Origin of the sequence: Candidatus Vicinibacter affinis, from assembly GCA_016714365.1 — a bacterium.
Classification (GTDB): domain Bacteria; phylum Bacteroidota; class Bacteroidia; order Chitinophagales; family Saprospiraceae; genus Vicinibacter; species Vicinibacter affinis.
Window position 1 is genome coordinate 3,053,652 of the sequence record JADJNH010000005.1, and the last position, 19,008, is coordinate 3,072,659.

Consider the following 19,008-nt stretch of genomic DNA (forward strand, 5'->3'; position numbering starts at 1 on the left):
ATGGAAAAATCAGCTCATCCATATTTTAAATATCAGCCCTTACTTTTGGCAATTTGTGCCATAATTGGAATGTATGGTGGTTATAAATTAAAACTACCTGAGCAAAAAAACAAATTGTCTTTTGATTCCAATTTAAAAAACTACACCTCCGGTCAAAAAATTACAGATGCGTTGTCATACATTGATTCCAAATATGTGGATAGTTTAAAAATCAATGAAGCATCTGATTACATGATCCAACAATTGTGTTTGGCTCTTGACCCATATTCAGAATATATACCTGCAAACCAGGTTCAAGAATATATGGATGATTTGGATGGCGGTTATCATGGCATTGGATTATCTTTTATAAAATTTGATGAAACCTGGATGGCAAATAATGTCTTAAAAAACAGTCCGGCAGAGCTTGGAGGTATTGAACCAGGAGACGAAATTTTATCAATAAATGGGCACACAAATAAAGAGGAAGATTTTAGTCCGGAGGGTTTAACCAAATCAAATCCTTTTGAAGTAGACCTAAAATGGAAAAAGCAAGGATCTGGTGAAGTCATAGCCAAAAAAATTAGGAAAGAAAATTTAGAAAGCTCTACTCTTGGACCGGTTTTTCCAATTGACCAAAATGTTTTTTACCTAAGACTTAACTCTATAGGTGAGCGATCCTACAGGGAATTTATGGATAAAGTTGAAAAATATACTTTCGGTCAGGGTAGAAAAAGTTTAATCTTGGATTTGAGAGACAATTCAGGTGGGTTGCTCAATATTGCTGCCGACATATTAAACCAACTTGTTCCTGTAAGAAACGTTGAACTTTTTTCAACTATAAATAGAGAAGGCAAAAAGAAATCCTTTAATTCACTTGGAAAGCCATTCTTTAAGCTTGACAAAATTATTATTTTGATAAATGAGCACACTGCTTCTTCCGCAGAAATTATAGCAGGCTCTTTACAGGAATTAAAACTTGCTAAACTGTTGGGATTTCCTAGTTTTGGAAAAGCGACTGTTCTTGAACCTTTTAATCTGGCTGATGGATCCCAAATTCTTTTAGCAACTTCACGAATTCTGCTTCCTTCCGGTCGGTGTATCCAAAAACCCTACTATACCTACAGCAAAGATTCCATCACCAATTGGATTAGTCCTTTCAATCCTATTGCAGACAGTTTTGGAAGATCATCAAACAAATATGTTTCAGCAATGGGCCTTTCACCTGATTGGGTTGTAGAAAAGGATGATTCGATGATTGAATTATCAGATGATGAGCAACTGCAACTTAGAAATATAATGCTATCAAACTACCAAGCTCTTAAAATTGCAATTGCCGGAAAAGTTGAAAATATCACAAGTAAAGAGACAGATCAGTTGCTTGAAGGTTATTTATCTAAAAATAATCAACTACTAATAAATTCAAACAGCCTTTTTCAAATGAAGGAAAGATCTAAATTTATTTTAGCAGAATTGTTGTTTGGGATGAATGCTTCACAAAATCTTCAACTTATCAATGATCCTGTTTTTGCAAGGGCAAAAAAGGAAATTTCTCTTAACTGATAATTATCGGATAAATTCCAGTTCACCGGATTCATCAAACTTCGCCAAAACACTGGGTGCGTTTTTTATTTGATCATTCATTCTGTGGAATGAAACATAATCTGTATTGTCAAACCAAAATGATTCAATTTGATTAAATGAAGCAGGGATCGGATTTCCAATGATATTTACTGTTGTAGAAACTATTGGCTCGCCTAGCTTTGATATTATTTCTGAACAAAAAGGATCGTAACAAACTCTCACAGCCACTGTTCCATCAGATGCAGCTACTAAAGGATGTACAAGTTGTCCCATGGAAGAAATAAGAGTTAAAGGTTGTTTGTGATATTGAAGGAGCGTTTCCACCCTGGGATGTATGCGAGGTGAATACTTTTTCAACATTTCAATTGAATCAACCAATAAAATAAATCCTATTCCATGTGGTCTTTGTTTTAAGCCAATCAAACGCTCTAATGCTTGTTGATGATCATGCCTACAAGAAATTCCCCAAACTGTATCAGTTGGCAGCAATACCAGACCACCATTATCTAAAATACTGACTATCCGGTCAATTTCATGAACAGTTTCCATTGGTTCGCCAAACGCAGAGTCAATCATTCTGCAAAAAAAACGTATTTTTACTTAATCAAAAAGAGTTTTTTTTCGTTTATAGTGCATGACGAATTCCGAATGGGTAGATATTATCTGATCCTTGCTTTGTTTGTGGTGAATTTCTGGTCTCTGAGTGCAAAACACATCATTGGGGGCGAGATTTATTATTCATGTATAAAGGTCAATTTAAATGACAATACGGCTACCTATGAGTTCACTTTGAAGATCTACCGAGATTGTATCAGTCAAGGTGCCATTTTGGATGATCCCGCAAAGCTTGGTATTTATGAAAAATTATCTACCAATAACTATCGATTTGTAAACTCTTATTCAGTTCCCCTTAATTCTTCCAGAAGGTTGTTCTCTGAGAATCCGTGCATAATCACTCCTCCGTCTGTATGTGTTGAAGAGGGGATTTATGAGTTTACAGCGACTTTACCAATCATTCAAAACACTTATACGATAGCCTATCAAAGATGTTGCAGGAATGAAACCATTTCTAATATTATCAATCCTGGAGACCAGGGGGCCGCTTACACAATAGACATCAGCCCTGAGGCGCAAAAAATTTGTAACAACAGTCCAAGATTTAAAAGTTTTCCCCCCATCATTATATGTGAGGGAAGACCTCTAAATTATGATCATTCAGCATTTGACCAGGAAGGGGATATCATTACGTATGAGTTTTGTGCACCGAGTTCAGCGGGAGGCAAACAAGGTTCGGCGGAAGGCAGACCGGGTGGCAGGGCGGAAGATTGTGATGGCGTAACCCCTAATCCAAATGCATGCCCACCTCCATTTAGTCTTGTACAATTCAGAGCTCCATTTTTTACAGCGTTGAATCCGCTTGGGGGTAATCCTCAGGTGAGTATAAATCCATTAACCGGACTTATAACAGGTACACCAAACACGCTGGGTCAATTTGTAGTTGGAGTTTGTATTAAAGAATACAGGAATGGAATTCTCCTGAGTACCGTTAGAAGAGATTTTCAATTTAATGTAATAACCTGTGAAAATACCTTAAATGCAAGAATGCAATCAGATTCAGTTCAAACGAATGATCGGTTCATTTTAAATTCGTGTGGTGACCTGACCGTAAATCTCATCAATCAAAGCACCATAGAATCTAACATAAAATCCTATGATTGGGAATTTCTAATTAATGGACAAACTCAAGTATTCAATTCCAAGAACGTTTCCGTTACCTTCCCGGGGCTTGGCAGCTATTCAGGAAAACTTATCTTGAACAAGGGGGCGTTGGATTGTACTGATTCTGCTGACATTACAATTAATATATTACCGGATATTAATGCTGATTTTGACTACCAATATGACACCTGTATTGCGGGTCCCGTCAGGTTTACAGATTTATCTACGACCGGGTCAGGTAGGATGACAGATTGGGTCTGGACGCCTGAACCAAGCAAAACAGTTTTAATCCAAAATCACGATTATACATTTTCTACTCCGGGAATTAAATCAGCTAAATTGGTCGTTCGTGATATCAGTGGTTGTAAAGATTCTATCGTTAAAGATTTTTCTTATTTCCCTGTCCCTCCACTCCTAATTGTCAACCCAAGTAACTTTACGGGATGTAATCCGTTGTCCGTATTTTTTGAAAACTTATCAGTTCCAATTGATGACAGTTATGACATACTTTGGAGCTTTGGAGATGGCAAAACCAGTAAAAAAATCTCTCCGAATCACCTCTTCCAAAATCCAGGATTATATTCTGTTCGTTTGGAAATCACCTCGCCTATAGGCTGTTATACCAAGGCTGATTATCCAAACTGGATAAATGTTATTGAAAGTCCTGAGGCAGGATTTGATTACGACCCCAAAACTCTCAGTTCATTCCAAAAGCAGATTAATCTAACAGACCAGTCTAAGAGTGCAGAATTTTTGAAGTATATCATTAACGATCGTTTTATTTTATTTGATCGAAATGCACAATTCACTTTTAGGGATACAGGGGTACAAAAAATCAGTCAAATAGTCTCCAGACCAAATGGATGCATGGATACTTTGACCATTTTTATTGATGTTGAACCAAAGGTTACTTTTTTTATGCCAAACGCATTCACCCCAAATGGTGATGGAAAAAATGAAGAATTTATTGGAGTCGGGTATATAGATGGGATGCAAGGTTTTCAAATGAGTGTATGGGACAGATGGGGATCGCAATTGTTTAATTCAAGTGATCCATTAACCGGATGGAACGGGAGGGTCAATGGTTCCGGTGATTTTGTCCCCCCCGGAGTTTACATATATGTTATTCAATATAAAGAGCCAAGAGGGAAGCAGGTTTACCTAAAGGGCTTTGCCACAGTGGTCAGATGACATAACAATGAGCCTAATGTATTAATTTTAAATAATTTATACATATAAATATTTTTAATATTTATATTTTAATACCCGAATTTGTCGGTTTCCAAATTTTTAAAATAACTAATATTTTAGTAGGAGTTTCAAAATGCTCTAAAAAAAGGTCCAAAATCTTTATAATTTGCAAAGATTTCCTATCTCGATATTCCCTTTTTAATTAACTTTGCGACTCTTTTTGAAGAGTTAAAATTAGCAGCCATGGATTTGATAAAATATGTTGAAGATCAATTACTTGACGTAAGCCGAATTCCAAGTTTTGAATCAGGTGACACCATTGTAATAAGTTACAAGATCATTGAAGGTAATAAAGAAAGGATTCAGGATTTTAGGGGTGATGTCATCAACATCCGTGGAGAAGGTAAAAACAAATCATTTACTGTACGTAAAGTTTCTAATGGCGTAGGCGTAGAGCGTATCTTTCCTATTTCCTCACTAAACATTGTGGAAATTAAGGTTGTAAAGAAAGGCCATGTTAGAAGAGCTAAATTATTCTACATCAGAGGATTGTCTGGTAAAAAGGCTAGAATAAAAGAGGCTAACATTTCAAAATAAGCTTTTCTGTATTTTCAATTACGGGATCTAAACTCTAGCCGTAAATTGGCAATTGAGATTTAAATAATTGTTGGAGCACATCGTTTTCAGGTGTCTTGCTTTTGCAATTACACTTTTTCAATTTCAATTAATATTTCCTTGGTTACTGGTTTGACATCCTTGAAAATTCTATTGAATTCAATATATTTCCACTCGTTTTTAGGTTCCAATTTGATTTTCTTGCCATCAAGATTGAATTCTATAGGAACATAAAATTCTCTTTCCAAACAATCCAATTTGTATTTGATTTGAGTATAATTATCCCTTACACTTACAGAATAGACTAATTTAGGGAGCTCTTTGTACTTTAAATATTGACGCAGGAAAGGGGTGAAATCTCGCTGGGTTTTAACATTTACTAAATCGACAAAATCTTTCGTCTCTGCAAATCCATATTTGTGTTGATTGTAAAAGGTTTTTAAAATATCAAACCAAATACTGTCATTTCCAATTGCATATCTTAAGGATTGAAGAACCCACGCCCCTTTTGAATAAATATCCCCAGGATTTTCAGTAAAGTTAACCGATTTTGGTCCTAAGAGTGGTTTGTCATTTTTGATTGCTTTTTTATTGGATTCCAAATATTTTAGCCCGGCTTCTTTTCCATAATAATATTCTATGTAGAGATTTTCCATGTAAGTGGTAAAGCCTTCGTGAATCCACATTTCAGCATGATCTTTACAAGACACACTGTTTCCCCAGTATTCATGGGCACTTTCATGCAGTATAATATAATCTACAGAAAACTCTTCCGGAACCCTTCCTCCCAAATACCCTCGATTAAATTTATTGCCATAAGCAATGGCACTTTGGTGTTCCATACCTAAATATGGTGATTCGACCAAGGCATACCCGTCCTTAATAAATGGATATGGCCCCAAATAATGCTCAAAGGATTCAAGTATTTTTGGAGTTTGTTTGAAATGTTCTTTCGCCTTTTCCAGGTTAGGGCGAAGCACATAATAATTTAAGAGCAACTTCTCTTTACTTAAGGTTGTAATCTCTTCATTAAAATTTACATAATCCCCGACATACAAAGTCACATTGTAATTGTTGATGGGATAACTTACCTGCCAATGGTATTTCTTGTGCTTTTTACCTACCTTTTCAGTTTCAATAAGTCTTCCATTTGAAATAGCCGAAAGGTCCTTTGGCACGGTAATCCAAATATCCATGGATTCAGGTTCATCTGAAAGATGGTCTTTATTTGGCCACCAAAGGCTTGCCCCGATTCCTTCGCATGCAACCCCAACCCAAGGGTTGCCAGCCTCGTCACTTTTCCAAACAAATCCACCATCCCATGGTGCATTTTTAGCAACCAAAGGATGTCCTTCAAATTCAATTTTTATTTTAGCATTTTCCTCAGGATTTAACGGACACTCCACAAAAACTGCATCAAATACTCTTCGGTACTTCAATGATTTCTTTCCTTGAGTGATTTTAATAATCTTCATGTTTTGGAAAAGATCAATCTGTATTTCCTTTAGGGCAGATCTACTGAGCAAAGTAATTTCATTACTTCCGATGATAAATTTATCCTCAGGATCAAGCTTAATGTCCAGATTATAATGCAAAACATTATAATCTCTTTCTGATCTTAAAGATCCTCTTAATGAATCTTTTAAAGTAAACTTTTGACCATTTGCAATAACCTCAAACAAAAAGAAAGTGGTTATTGTAAGAAAAGTCAACTTTGAATAGATTAAGATTTTTGTCATCACACGGGTCTTATTTTTTTCTTACCTGATTTTAAATTCCTCAGTACTAAATAATCTAAATATTTGGAGGGCAAAAAATATGCCGCAAGTCTAATTAACAAAGGATTTTTATGAACTATATATCTATTTTTAGGTCGTGGTGATTGAAGTGCATGTATCACTGGTTTTTTAATAGCTGACAAAGGTAGTGCATTTTCTTCAGTGGCTTTGATGAGTTCATCGGCTTTTTGAATGTATTTGTAAAAGGGAGTCTTCTCAAATTTTGATGCAACCCCAAGATTTTTCTGCCATATTAAAGTTTTTATTGGGCCTGGTTCCATTAAAATCACTTTAATTCCTAAAAGTGCACATTCCCTTCTTAAACTATCTGTCATTCCTTCCAAAGCGAATTTTGAAGCCACATAAGCCCCTAAAAATGGAGCACCTATCATTCCAGAAACAGAACTTATATTAATTATCCTTGACCCTTCCAAAGAATTAAGCAAAAAAGGTAATGCCCCTTGAATAACTCTAAGCTGCCCAATAACATTTACATTTATTTGCAGTTCAAATTCGCTCATTGGAAGATAGGCTAAAGGGCCTGGGACGGCAATTCCACCGTTATTTATTAATGCATACAACTGATTTCCTTTCAGTTTTGAAGCCAGCTGTTTAAACGCCCATTCAACTGAAGTCGGCTCAGAAATATCCATAATAATTACCTCCATATCAGGCTCCTCCTCTAAAAGCCTGGATCTGTCTACTTCCTTGCGCACAGTTCCATAAACCTTGTAATAAGGGGACAGCTGATTAGCCAAATATCGCCCAATTCCTGAACTAACACCCGTTATTAAAATAGATTGCATATTGAGAATGACTTAAGAATTCCAAGAAAGCCAAAATAGTAATATCTTTGATAATCATTATTAGAATATGGGCCGTATTGTCGTTATATGTTTCTTTTCTTTGTTTTACTGCCAATGTAAGGTTGAGCCAACTCTGTCGGTTGAATTTTTAAATGGAAAATGGAAAATTGTTCAAGCCTCCAGAGATCTAAAAAAAACGGAAACACTTAATGGCGCTTATTTTATTTTTGAAAACAAGGTCCTTACTACTAATTACATGGGTTCAGAATTGCAGACCCCATTTGAGTTAAATAGAAAGTCAATTACCCAGTTACAACCTGAAAAAATTATGTTTGAAGCAATTATTGAAAAAAACAATAATTTAACGCTCCAAACTACCATCAAAGGGACTTCATTTTCGTTTACTATGGTAAAGGAATAATATGAAATTTCATCATTGCCTTTTGTTTATTATATTGAGCATAAACGAGGCATTAGGGATTAATGCTGATATAAAACATTACAACTTTTACATTGATGGCGCCCATTTTACTGAGATAGTATATTATTTACCCACATCCGGACTAAAGTGCACTTATTACCCAGACAGTAGTTTCCAGAACAACATCGGTTTAACGCTTGTATTGAAGAGTGGTCAACGGATCATAAAAGTCGAAAAATTGCACCTGGAAAGTCCAAGATACCATCAACGCAAACCCCTACTTCATATCATGAGGTGGGCGCTGTCTCCTGGTAGCTATCAATTGGAGAGTACTGTTTTTGATGCCCAAAACCCCTCACAAGAAATCACCCTGATAACACTTATGGAGGTTCCTGATTTTCAAAAAAAAGTTTCACTATCCAGTCTTCAATTATTTTCAATTTGCCATAACTCTACAGACACAAATTTAGTTAATACAAAAAATGGATTCTATTATGAACCTTTACCCTACCAATTCATTGACCGGAATCAAAACATTTTATTTACATATGTAGAGAGTTATCACACCGATAGAATTAAAAGGGAAAACTATTTTTTGAAATATAGATTACATAGTTTAGATAGTAACTTAAATAAATTGTTGATCGATGAATGGATTTTGCGTAAAGAGCATAGAGAGCGAGACATTATATTGAATACAAAAGATATAAGCCAAATTCCCTCAGGCAAATATATCCTTAGCGTTTTTTTAATGGATAGGAATAATTTTATTTATGATTCGAGTTCAACTGAATTCGAACGGTTCAATCCATTTTGGGATAAATTAATTCATTTAAGTTATGCCTCTAAAAAAGACGAGCAATATTTTAGTCAACTCTCAGATGACAGTGTTTACATTTCACTAAAATCACTCTACCCTATTATTTCGAGTAATGAGCAAGGATTTATTGATTATTTAATTAACAATAACCGTTTGACGGAAAAACGAAATTATTTATACCGATATTGGAATGAAACCCATCCTGATTCAGCACATTTTGCCTATGTTAGCTATATGGAAGAAGTTAAAAAGGTTGATCAAATGTTTCCATCCGGATTTGGGCGAGGCTTTGAATCGGATAGAGCACGTATTTACCTAAGGTACGGAAAACCATTGGAAGTATTTAAAGAAGATCAAGACAGCGGAGCCTTTCCGTATGAAATTTGGAAATATGACAAAATAAAAAAGACCGGACAGAATAATGTCAAGTTCATTTTTTATAATTCTGATCTTGGAGGAAGCAATTACAGGTTGCTTCATTGCAATGCCTATGGAGAGCGAAAGAACGAAAGATGGGAGCTTGAATTGTACCGAAAAGTCAATGATGAATATGAAGGTGAAAACCCTTTTGATGCAACAGGGGTGAAAAGGACATTCAGCAGAAGAGCGAGAGAGTATTTTGAAGAATAAGATCTTTAGGGATCGAAATAAAAATAAACTTCAGTAATCCCATTTTACAATTTAATGACTTTTGATTGCTCTGTCCATGTCCCTTTTTTGGTCCTTTTCTTTTATTGACTCCCTTTTATCGAAGGATTTTTTTCCTGTAGCGAGTACAATTTCAACTTTTGTAATTCCTCGTTCACTGAAATAAATTCTATAGGGAACTATTGCCATACCTTTTTCGGAAACACGCCTTTCAAGCTTTCTTAACTCGAGTTTATTCAATAAAAGTTTCCTGCTTCGCTTCGGTTCGTGATTGTTGTGGGCTCCGGCATCATATTCTGAAATATGTAGATTTTTAATCCACAATTCACCCGATTCAAAAATACAATAAGCATCACTTAGGTTTGCTCTTCCGTCTCGAATTGATTTAACCTCTGTTCCTTTGAGCATAATGCCTGCTTCATAGCTTTGAATAAACTGAAACAGATGAGATGCCTTTCTGTTGACTATTTCCGGCCCTTTCATTTCAACATAACTTTATGAAATATAAATTCTTTTACCTTTTCTCCATTTAAATTGCTGATCTGTGCATTTAGCGAACCTTCTTCGGAAATACGATATTTGATTATATTTGGATATTCATTTTTTTCATTGAGAAACATTAAATGCCAAACAGGATCAGCACTCCACTTAAATTGAACTGGTTGAAATTTATTTTCTTTTGTCTTTGCTTCAAAAATCCAATTATTATCCGCCTTGAAAATTCTCATAGTCTCATTAATTTCAGCAATACCCGGAGACATATCATATGATACCCCCAGATACTCAGTTACACTTAATTGTGTCCACTTTTCAAAAATCTGATTATCCTTTAGTTGCCACACACCTATTAAAACCTTTGGGTCAGGCTCTACTTTGTTGACAACTACAGCTTTTGAGGAACTGCAGGAAACAGCACTTAAACAATATCCAAGTACTGTAAACAATAAACTATAACTGCTAAAGTTTTTCATAAATAAATTGTGTCATTTTAGTAAACAAATGGAAAGCAGCCTGACCGTTCGCAATGGTATGTTTGCTATTTGGATAAAAAAAAGATTCAAATTGCTTGTTATTTTTAACTAAAGAATTCACCAATTCGGCGGAATGTTGAAAATGAACATTGTCATCAGCCAACCCATGAATCAGTAAATAAGCACCTTTTAAGCCATTCGTAAAATAAACAGGTGAATTATCCAAATATGACTGCTTGTTAATTGAAACTGTCCCCATATATCTTTCGGTATAAACACAATTATACCATTGCCAATTACTAACCGGAGCTCCGGCTATGGACACTTTAAAAATATCACTGTGTTTAAAAATGCATAACGTAGACATATACCCTCCATAACTCCAGCCAAAGATACCAATTCTTGAGGCGTCAACATAGCTTTTAGTCTTCAAGTACCCCACAGCATCTATTTGATCTTCCAATTCATACTTCCCTAGTTGCTTATAGGATACCTTCTGGAACAAATCACCACGTCCGGGAGTTCCACGATTGTCCACTAAAAATATTAAATAGCCCTGTTGTGCAAGAAATTGAAACCACCAATAATACCGAAAAGAATTCCACTTATTTAACACTTCCTGCTTACCTGGTGCTCCATACACATACATTAAAACAGGATATTTTTTGTCCGGGTCAAAATTGGATGGTTTAATCATCATTGAATTCAGCAAGTCCCCATTCCTGTTTGAAATAAGTTGATGTTCTACCTCAGAAATATTAAATTCTTGCATGGCATTAATCAGGTGCTCATTACCTTCTACATGATAAATATAGTTTCCATCTAAATCTAAAATGTTATATTGAGGAGGACCGTTAAAATCGGAATTAGTGACTAAAATACAGTTGTTATTTTTTCCAATTATTGCTTCATGAAATCCCGATTTAGGGGTAAGGCAATTTAGCTCATTTCCATTCAAATTCAATTTGTAAATCTTCCTTTCAATTCCCAAATTTTCAGATCTCTGAAAAAAAATCATATTGGTCAAAAAATTTGTATGCAGGATGTTGGTGATTTCATTATTACCAAAAGTCAATTGACCAACTAATTTTCCATCAAGATCATATTTATACAATTGGCTGTAACCATCTCTATTATCCCTCATTAAAAAAAACTTCAAATCAGGACTAAAATACAAAGGATTCGCAAGTTGAATATAGGAATCACTGATTCTATTGAAGAGTAAACTTGTCTTGCCGTCAGACACATTACTTATTAAAAGATCTAATTTGTTTTGCGGTCGATTCAATAATGTGAGACAAACCCTTTGATTATCCGGCAGCCATTGTATACGAGGTAAATAATAATCACCCAAAACCCAATTGTCAAAATTTAGTGAGGTAGCCTTATTTTTTTTTAAATTAAAATTCCAGGCAGTTACCAAAGAAATCTTACTGCCCACTTTAGGATACTTTAGGCTTTTTCTATGTGGATACAAGTCTTCCTCAAAATAATCTATATAGACCTCTTCAACTTTGGACTCATCAAATTTTAAATAAAGAATTTGATCCCCATTGGGAGACCATTCATAAGCCCTTGTGAGTGTAAATTCCTCTTCATACACCCAATCCGAAGACCCATTAATAATTTTGTTGGTACACCCATCATGAGTTACTCTTACTACTGACCCATTATTCAAGTCCTGATAGTAAATATCATTTTCCAAAACAAAGGCAATTTTGTCACCTGAAGCATTAAATGAAGGATATTTAATTTTTCCCTTTGGATGAACTCTAAAAACCAACCTCTTCTTCAAATCATAAACCCAAACCTCTGAAATAAATGAATGTCGGTAAATTTGTTCTTTAGCACAAATCAATAAAATTTTTTGTTCGTCATCAGAAAAAAGGTAATCTGATATTCTATCCCTAATTCTGGCATCCAAAATATTATCTCCATCAAAAATCGTATCTATCAGGGCTCTATTTTCAATGTTGAATCGAATAATTTTATTATTTACCAGGCGAGAAAACGAAAAGCCATCATTCATATACTTAAATCCAATGATTTCTTCTTCCTTGAATTTTTTCTGCTGATAAATTTCTTCCAATGTTAGATTTCTCTTCTGCGATGAAACCAACGAGTTCATGAAAAAGCAAAAAAATAATATGTATAAACTCTTATACATCATAATAAGTAAACTATGAAAAATATTTAATCAGAATTCTTAACAATTTGCTTTTGAGAAATGTATATGGAGGATAAAATAATTTAAGAGTTGACGGCAAAAATCCTTGTTTCGATACCGCTCTTTGATGTATAAATTCCATGAATCCAAAGTAGCCATGAGTAAATCCAGTTCCACTTTGGTGATCTCCTCCAAATGGAAGACTTATTTCACAGAAATTAATCAAGCAATTATTTAAAGTGACTCCTCCTGACCTGAGTCTATTTAATAAATTGTCGATAAATATTTTTCGATGACTAAAGATATACAAGCTTAGAGGTCTATCCATGGCTTGAAGAAAAGGGATCTCTGTCTCGATGTTTTCATAGGTAATAATTGGAAGTATAGGGCCAAATATTTCCTCTTTCATTGATTCATGACTGAATTTGGAATTCAATAATAAAGCAGGTTTGATTTTCAGGTTTTTAGTATTGAATTCCAGTTCTTCCGAGAGTAATGCACCTTCAGAAATGCTTTTATCCACCATTTGGAGCATTCTGCTAAAATGATTCTGGTGTATTATTCCACAATAGTCCGGATGGTCTGTCATATTCGATCCAAACCACTCTGTAAGTTTCTCCTTCCATAACCTGACAAATTCTGTTAGCTTACTATGATGTATCAATACAAAGTCCGGGGCTATACAAGTCTGGCCGGCATTTAATATTTTGGCATGTGCTATTCTTTCGACCGCCAACTTCAAGCTAAAATCATCATCAATAATTGCAGGACTTTTGCCTCCCAATTCAAGTGTAACAGAGGTCAAATTTTTGGCAGCCGAATTCAAAATTTTTGCTGCCACCTTTTTTGAACCTGTAAAAAAAATATGATTAAATGGCATTGAAACCAACTCATTTCCAGTGTCGGCGCCTCCTAAAATACAAATCACTTCATTGGTTTTAAAGCTCAAGGAAATGATTTTTTGAATAACTAGTGATACAGCGGGTGAATACTCAGAAGGTTTAACAATTATTTTATTCCCTGCTGAATAAGCAGAAATAAGGGGTAACAATGCTAATAAAAAAGGATAATTCCAAGGTGAAATAATTAAGACCACTCCTTTGGGTTCTACTCTAATATAATTAGAAGTACCAAACAATAAAATATCTGTATTTACTTTTTTGTCCTGAGTCCAATATTTTAAATTCTTAAGGGTATTATTTATTTCTCTAAGACAAATAAGAATTTCCGAGGCATCCACTTCAAATGAAGATTTCTTGAAATCCTGAGTGAAAGCATCAAGCAGTTCCTGTTGACAAATGATTATGTTTTTTCTTAATCTCTTAAGTCCATCCGTTCTTTCTTTAACGGATGGAATTTGAGTCGTCAAAAAGGATTTTCGTAATAATTCAAAGCTTTCGTGCATAAAACAGATGTTGACAGTGCTTGAAATTGCTACTGACATTCTTTCATGAGAAGGTAAATAATAAGTAGTTTAGAGCAATACTTTATTTACTGCGATTGATCCAAATATTACTGACAGCATCTGCCACTTTCAGTGCAATTGATTCATCCATCACTGGTGGTATCAATTGATCTCTGGTAACATTTTGGATCCCACTTGCTATTGCTTCCGCAGCGGCAAATTTCATAGCTAAATTTATTCTTGGAGCTCTTGCCCTCATTGCTCCCAGGAAAATCCCAGGAAAAGCCAATACATTATTTACTTGATTTGGAAAATCCGATCTTCCAGTTCCAACCACCAATGCTCCACCTGCATAAGCTTCTTCCGGTAAAATTTCAGGAACCGGATTGGCTAGGGCAAGTATGAGTGGGTCCTTTGCCATGGTTTGAATATCCTCCCGATACAATAGACCGGCCTTGCTCACCCCAATAAAAACATCTGCGCCTTTGATGGCATCATGAACTGTACCTTCAATGCCTCTGGGGTTGGTATAAGACAATAATTCAATTTTAAATTCATTTAAGTCTGTTCTTGTTGGGGCTAAAACACCCGTAGAATCACAGACAATTATTTCTTTCGCAATTTTTTGATTTGGGGTATGTGGATCTTTTCTGCCCAGGTACCTGCTTATGGCGATACCGGCAGCACCTGCTCCATTGATGACAATGCTTAAATCTTCCATTTTCCTTGAGGTAAGCCTGCAGTAATTCATGATGGCAGCAAGTACCACAATGGCTGTCCCATGTTGATCGTCATGAAAAACCGGAATTCCTATATCCTGTAATCGCTTTTCTACTTCAAAACATCTTGGAGAGGAAATGTCTTCAAGGTTTATGCCTCCGAATACCGGTGATATATTTTTAACAATGGAAATGATTTCTTCTGTATCCTGTGTTTGAATACATATTGGAAAGCCATTAATTCCCGCGAATCTTTTAAACAACATGGCCTTACCTTCCATTACAGGAATAGCTGCGTGAGCACCAATATTCCCCAATCCAAGGACTGCTGAACCATCGGATACAATTGCAACCGTATTCCCTTTAATGGTATAGTCATACACCAATGCAGGATCAGCGTGAATAGCCTCACAAGGAGCTGCAACGCCAGGTGAATACACCAGAGATAAATCATCTTTGGAACAAACGTCAAATCTATTTTCCACAGAAAGTTTCCCTCTTAATTTCTTGTGGAGTTCTAATGCATTTTGAAAGATATCCATAAATGGAATTTGGGTTTAAAGATCAAATATACTGCCACATTAGCATTTCAAATTGAAAGAAGCAAATCTGTCATTTTTTAATGATGAATTCATGACAATTAAAGCTATCTATCTGGCTTAATTCCAACTTATCCACTCTTGCTTGGGTTGGGCCAATTCTAAGTCCGTCAACTAAATTTTTGAGTTGGGATTCATCTCCTTCGGCATGCAATTGTACAGTGCCGTCGTCCTTATTTTCCACCCATCCCATTAGATTCAGCTCCTGAGCCAATCTGTAGGCAAAAAGTCTGTAATTAACTCCCTGCACTTTTCCATATACCCTTATGGACAAGGCTTTGGTCATTGCAGAATACAATTTAAAATTTGGTCCGCATGTTCTCCAGACTTTACCGGATAAATGTAATCATGCAGTTCATGCTTGCTGTTTAATACTAAAGTTACCCGGTGAATACCGTCGTAAATTTTACCCATAAATTTTTTTTGCCCCCAGATCCCAAGAAAAGATGCTAATTTATGATTTTCATCCACGACCAGATCATAAGGTAAATTATACTTGGCAATAAATTTTTGATGACTTTTTTCGTCATCCGGACTTACTCCTAAAATTAGCACGCCGTGCTCCTTCAAGGTGCTGTAGTTGTCTTTTAGATTGCAAGCCTCCTTTGTGCAAGTGGGGGTGTTGTCCTGTGGATAAAAAAACAGGACCAACCATTGGCTATTGATTTGATTAAGATGAACCCAAGACCCGTCTTGTTTTTTCAATTTAAAATCAGGAAGTTTGGATCCCCTTTCAATAGAGAAGGTTGGTTTAAATAAATCCATTGGTTTAAAAAAATTAACGAATGAACGAAGCATGGTAATTTCTTGAATTGCCTCTTTCATCGACTGCAGAAATCAATAGTTCATGTTTGCCTTTCCCTAGCCAACTTTCAAATTCATGGCGAATAGATTGGGATTTTTTATCGTATTCCATGAGTACCCATTGCCCATCTACATAGGCATTGTATTTCAAATTTTCGACTTTGGCTGGTGTTGTTAAATTGTCAGATAATTTAAAACTCATTGACCTTTTATTAGTCATATCTGTTCGAAATGTAATGGGGATTATTGAAGGAGGTATGGTATCAACCATGATGGAAAAATAAGTTAATTGTCGATAACTGCTTATCAATTGATCATCCTCCCACTTGCTTCTCCCTGTATTAATAATTTGATTCCCTCTTTTAGCAGCAATGAAACATTTTGGTTTTAAATGATCAGGGATGGTCCGATTTGGTCTCATCTTGATATCAAATATTTTATGAACGGGTTCAGGCTTAGATACAATTCCGATCCAAGGACTGTAAGCAAGCTTGGAATAATTTTGAGTGCTGTCAAACTTACATTCAAGATTATCATAAAATGCCCCTTCCAAAAAGTTAATACATGCTGAACCAAAATTTATAAAATAAGGCTGGTCAAATTTTATCAAATCCGGAAGAGGATTTGTTTTAACTGGCATGGTATAATTAGATTTTTGTACCTCAAAATTAATTTCAGAAGAATTTCCTTTAGCGTCTAATACTTCCAATCGCACATCATGAGAGACACTGTCCGTCATGTAAAAAAGTCCGTCATTTTGGATAGTTTTATAAAGACCTAATTTATTACCGGCAATTTTAAAACATCGGTGAAAGTTTCCCAATGATTTGGATTTATTTCTATAGTCAATGTGAGCGTTCACATACAATGCATCATCAAGCGACCATCTGTCAGTAGTAAAGTGATAAAAAAGCCCACCATCAACGAACAATTTTATTGATTTAATGCCTGTAGTGTTCCAGGAATTATCACTATGATCTGAAGCATCCACCCCAATTGCAAGAATATCGCCAGGCACAGAAGCCTTTGTTGTTAAACGGGATTTGTTATAAATTTTTTCTGAGATCAAATCTCCATCGGTATTGAATCCGTAAATTTTTATTCTCCTGATTATTGGTGCAATCAGATCATCTACCGGCAAACCATAATCCATCGGATCCAGGACTTCATTGGTTCCGGTAGTCCTGAGTTCAAAATGCAAATGAGTTCCTCTGCTGGATCCTGTATTGCCCATGTATGCAACTGAATCACCCTGATTTACAGGAAACTCAGATGGAGTGAAATTTAATTCAATTTCAAATTTCTCTTGCTTGTATTGCTCCATTTTAATGCGAGCGTCAATATCAGGCCTAAACTTAAGGATGTGGGCATACATGGTGGTAAAGCCACCGGGATGCTGAATGTAGAGGGATTTTCCGTAGTTCTCTGCTTCAATTTTGATCTTACTTATGAAACCTTCGCCAGTTGCCAATAATTCATCCGGGGAGGCCCCATGACTAGATCTAATGTCAGTGCCGGCATGGAAGTGGTTGTTTCGGATTTCTCCAAAACTACCAGTCATAGATATTCTTTGGCGAACCGGCGACCCAATTCTAAAGTTAACATCCGGACATTCCATTGGAGAATTGACATCCGAACTGAATGCAAAGCACAAACAAATAAATACCCAAAGACCCTTTTTCATCCCCTACTGTCTAAAAATGCCGTGCAAAAATAAACCTTATTAGCTTTTGGATGGCATTTTCAAGATCTAGTTTACTATTTTCTATTTCGGATGTTAAATGATCGATGTGTTCCATAGTTTTTACATCCTGCATGATATAGTCCTGTATCAGCCTTGGCCACTCCAGAGTGAAAAATTGAGCCAGGTGTGTACTCCTTAAGTTTACAATTTGATTATTAGCAATTAAAATATTATAACAATATTCAATATGTCTGCAAATTTCTTCAATGCTTTTTGGGTTGTGGACAGAGGCTTTGAGTACTTTTTTGGGAATTATTCCATTTTCAGATGCTTGAAATGTCAAGCCAGCCAGTAAATCTTTGTAAGTCAAGGTTGATTTTTTGATGAATTCGCCATCATCTTTGGTCACAATGAAAATGTCAGCCCACTCCATAATTCCTTTTTTAATGGCTTGTAAGTCATCTCCAGAGCCCGGCTGAATCAATAACATGGTAATGTCACATAAGGAAAAAACGGAAATATCTGACTGGCCCGTACCGACGGTTTCAATAAAAATCCGGTTAAAACCTGCCGCTTCGCATAAAAGAATAGACTCATAGGTATGTCCAGAGAGTCCGCCAAGAAAAACACCCGCAGAGCTTGGCCTTACATAAGCTTTTTGATGAGTCGACAATGCCACCATTCTTGATTTATCCCCCAGTATGCTGCCTTTTGTCAACATTGAACTGGGGTCTATGCTTAACACTGCCGGTCTATTTCCTGATTCTATTTCCAATAAACCTATAGCTTCAATCAGAGAGCTTTTACCAACGCCAGGGGCGCCGGTAACCCCAATCCTGAGAGACTTTTCAGTTGGAGGTTTAATACAGTTTAAAATTTGCCTTGCCAGAATTCTATCTTCGGGGCGGAATGATTCCATTAGGGTGATTGACTTTACCAAGGCCAACCTGTTGCCTTCCATAATGGCTTTAGCCCAAGACTCTGCGTTTTTTCTAAAATCCAATATTGTAAAATTTTACTATTTATATTTATATGATTTCAAACACTTTAGATATAATAAATTATCTTAATTCAATTATAAATACTTTTAATAGAACT

17 protein-coding genes are annotated in these 19,008 nt (G+C 35.7%); 5 read left to right on the forward strand and 12 right to left on the reverse strand.

Annotated elements, in window-relative coordinates; all coding sequences use genetic code 11:
• Entirely contained in the window at positions 1–1,542 is a 1,542-nt protein-coding gene (locus IPJ53_12145; protein ID MBK7799853.1) for a PDZ domain-containing protein, read from the forward strand.
• 3 nt (positions 1,543–1,545) lie between these two features.
• On the opposite strand, the gene IPJ53_12150 is transcribed toward IPJ53_12145, so the two are convergent.
• Positions 1,546–2,139, reverse strand: coding sequence for an L-threonylcarbamoyladenylate synthase (locus IPJ53_12150; GenBank protein MBK7799854.1), 594 nt, complete (start codon positions 2,137–2,139; stop codon positions 1,546–1,548).
• A 72-nt stretch (positions 2,140–2,211) separates the two neighbouring features.
• Between IPJ53_12150 and IPJ53_12155 the strand changes: the two genes are divergently transcribed.
• Positions 2,212–4,473, forward strand: a complete 2,262-nt coding sequence (locus IPJ53_12155) for a gliding motility-associated C-terminal domain-containing protein (protein MBK7799855.1) — start codon at positions 2,212–2,214, stop codon at positions 4,471–4,473.
• A gap of 243 nt (positions 4,474–4,716) precedes the next feature.
• Positions 4,717–5,070: a 50S ribosomal protein L19 gene (rplS, locus tag IPJ53_12160; GenBank protein ID MBK7799856.1), complete on the forward strand. Its 354-nt coding sequence runs from the start codon at positions 4,717–4,719 to the stop codon at positions 5,068–5,070.
• A 107-nt stretch (positions 5,071–5,177) separates the two neighbouring features.
• On the opposite strand, the gene IPJ53_12165 is transcribed toward rplS, so the two are convergent.
• Positions 5,178–6,827, reverse strand: a complete 1,650-nt coding sequence (locus IPJ53_12165) for a M1 family metallopeptidase (GenBank protein MBK7799857.1) — start codon at positions 6,825–6,827, stop codon at positions 5,178–5,180.
• A complete protein-coding gene (locus IPJ53_12170) occupies positions 6,827–7,672 on the reverse strand; it encodes an SDR family NAD(P)-dependent oxidoreductase (GenBank protein MBK7799858.1) in 846 nt (281 codons plus the stop codon). The genes IPJ53_12165 and IPJ53_12170 overlap by 1 nt, the downstream gene beginning before the upstream one ends.
• Before the next feature lie 67 nt (positions 7,673–7,739).
• Between IPJ53_12170 and IPJ53_12175 the strand changes: the two genes are divergently transcribed.
• On the forward strand, positions 7,740–8,093 hold the full coding sequence (locus IPJ53_12175; GenBank protein MBK7799859.1) for a hypothetical protein: 354 nt from the start codon (positions 7,740–7,742) through the stop codon (positions 8,091–8,093).
• 1 nt (position 8,094) lies between these two features.
• Positions 8,095–9,543, forward strand: coding sequence for a GWxTD domain-containing protein (locus IPJ53_12180; GenBank protein MBK7799860.1), 1,449 nt, complete (start codon positions 8,095–8,097; stop codon positions 9,541–9,543).
• A 51-nt stretch (positions 9,544–9,594) separates the two neighbouring features.
• Here IPJ53_12180 and smpB read toward each other — a convergent pair whose 3' ends face one another.
• From smpB to IPJ53_12225, 9 genes are all read right to left on the reverse strand, one after another.
• Positions 9,595–10,044 carry an SsrA-binding protein SmpB gene (gene smpB, locus IPJ53_12185; protein MBK7799861.1) on the reverse strand — a complete coding sequence of 150 codons (450 nt, stop codon included), beginning with the start codon at positions 10,042–10,044 and terminating at the stop codon, positions 9,595–9,597.
• The gene (locus IPJ53_12190) at positions 10,041–10,532 is read right to left on the reverse strand and encodes a hypothetical protein (protein ID MBK7799862.1); all 492 of its coding nucleotides are present in this window, start codon (positions 10,530–10,532) and stop codon (positions 10,041–10,043) included. Before IPJ53_12190 ends, smpB begins: the two co-directional genes overlap by 4 nt.
• Positions 10,519–12,660 (reverse strand): DPP IV N-terminal domain-containing protein, encoded by a 2,142-nt coding sequence (locus tag IPJ53_12195; GenBank protein MBK7799863.1) that lies wholly within the window; start codon positions 12,658–12,660, stop codon positions 10,519–10,521. Before IPJ53_12195 ends, IPJ53_12190 begins: the two co-directional genes overlap by 14 nt.
• A gap of 52 nt (positions 12,661–12,712) precedes the next feature.
• Positions 12,713–14,143 carry an aldehyde dehydrogenase family protein gene (locus IPJ53_12200; protein ID MBK7799864.1) on the reverse strand — a complete coding sequence of 477 codons (1,431 nt, stop codon included), beginning with the start codon at positions 14,141–14,143 and terminating at the stop codon, positions 12,713–12,715.
• 43 nt (positions 14,144–14,186) lie between these two features.
• A complete protein-coding gene (locus IPJ53_12205) occupies positions 14,187–15,365 on the reverse strand; it encodes an NADP-dependent malic enzyme (GenBank protein ID MBK7799865.1) in 1,179 nt (392 codons plus the stop codon).
• Between the two features lie 70 nt (positions 15,366–15,435).
• On the reverse strand, positions 15,436–15,708 hold the full coding sequence (locus tag IPJ53_12210; GenBank protein MBK7799866.1) for an acylphosphatase: 273 nt from the start codon (positions 15,706–15,708) through the stop codon (positions 15,436–15,438).
• Entirely contained in the window at positions 15,705–16,187 is a 483-nt protein-coding gene (gene bcp, locus IPJ53_12215; protein MBK7799867.1) for a thioredoxin-dependent thiol peroxidase, read from the reverse strand. The genes IPJ53_12210 and bcp overlap by 4 nt, the downstream gene beginning before the upstream one ends.
• A gap of 13 nt (positions 16,188–16,200) precedes the next feature.
• The gene (locus tag IPJ53_12220) at positions 16,201–17,910 is read right to left on the reverse strand and encodes a M23 family metallopeptidase (GenBank protein MBK7799868.1); all 1,710 of its coding nucleotides are present in this window, start codon (positions 17,908–17,910) and stop codon (positions 16,201–16,203) included.
• Between the two features lie 10 nt (positions 17,911–17,920).
• Entirely contained in the window at positions 17,921–18,913 is a 993-nt protein-coding gene (locus IPJ53_12225) for a methylmalonyl Co-A mutase-associated GTPase MeaB (protein MBK7799869.1), read from the reverse strand.
• Between the last annotated feature and the right edge of the window lie 95 nt (positions 18,914–19,008).

Coding starts and splice junctions, on each gene's coding strand:
- IPJ53_12145 (MBK7799853.1), top strand. CDS start 1: ATGGAAAAATCAGCTCATCCATATTTTAAATATCAGCCCTTACTTTTG.
- IPJ53_12150 (MBK7799854.1), bottom strand. CDS start 2,139: ATGATTGACTCTGCGTTTGGCGAACCAATGGAAACTGTTCATGAAATT.
- IPJ53_12155 (MBK7799855.1), top strand. CDS start 2,212: ATGGGTAGATATTATCTGATCCTTGCTTTGTTTGTGGTGAATTTCTGG.
- rplS (MBK7799856.1), top strand. CDS start 4,717: ATGGATTTGATAAAATATGTTGAAGATCAATTACTTGACGTAAGCCGA.
- IPJ53_12165 (MBK7799857.1), bottom strand. CDS start 6,827: ATGACAAAAATCTTAATCTATTCAAAGTTGACTTTTCTTACAATAACC.
- IPJ53_12170 (MBK7799858.1), bottom strand. CDS start 7,672: ATGCAATCTATTTTAATAACGGGTGTTAGTTCAGGAATTGGGCGATAT.
- IPJ53_12175 (MBK7799859.1), top strand. CDS start 7,740: ATGGGCCGTATTGTCGTTATATGTTTCTTTTCTTTGTTTTACTGCCAA.
- IPJ53_12180 (MBK7799860.1), top strand. CDS start 8,095: ATGAAATTTCATCATTGCCTTTTGTTTATTATATTGAGCATAAACGAG.
- smpB (MBK7799861.1), bottom strand. CDS start 10,044: ATGAAAGGGCCGGAAATAGTCAACAGAAAGGCATCTCATCTGTTTCAG.
- IPJ53_12190 (MBK7799862.1), bottom strand. CDS start 10,532: ATGAAAAACTTTAGCAGTTATAGTTTATTGTTTACAGTACTTGGATAT.
- IPJ53_12195 (MBK7799863.1), bottom strand. CDS start 12,660: ATGAACTCGTTGGTTTCATCGCAGAAGAGAAATCTAACATTGGAAGAA.
- IPJ53_12200 (MBK7799864.1), bottom strand. CDS start 14,143: ATGTCAGTAGCAATTTCAAGCACTGTCAACATCTGTTTTATGCACGAA.
- IPJ53_12205 (MBK7799865.1), bottom strand. CDS start 15,365: ATGGATATCTTTCAAAATGCATTAGAACTCCACAAGAAATTAAGAGGG.
- IPJ53_12210 (MBK7799866.1), bottom strand. CDS start 15,708: ATGACCAAAGCCTTGTCCATAAGGGTATATGGAAAAGTGCAGGGAGTT.
- bcp (MBK7799867.1), bottom strand. CDS start 16,187: ATGGATTTATTTAAACCAACCTTCTCTATTGAAAGGGGATCCAAACTT.
- IPJ53_12220 (MBK7799868.1), bottom strand. CDS start 17,910: ATGAAAAAGGGTCTTTGGGTATTTATTTGTTTGTGCTTTGCATTCAGT.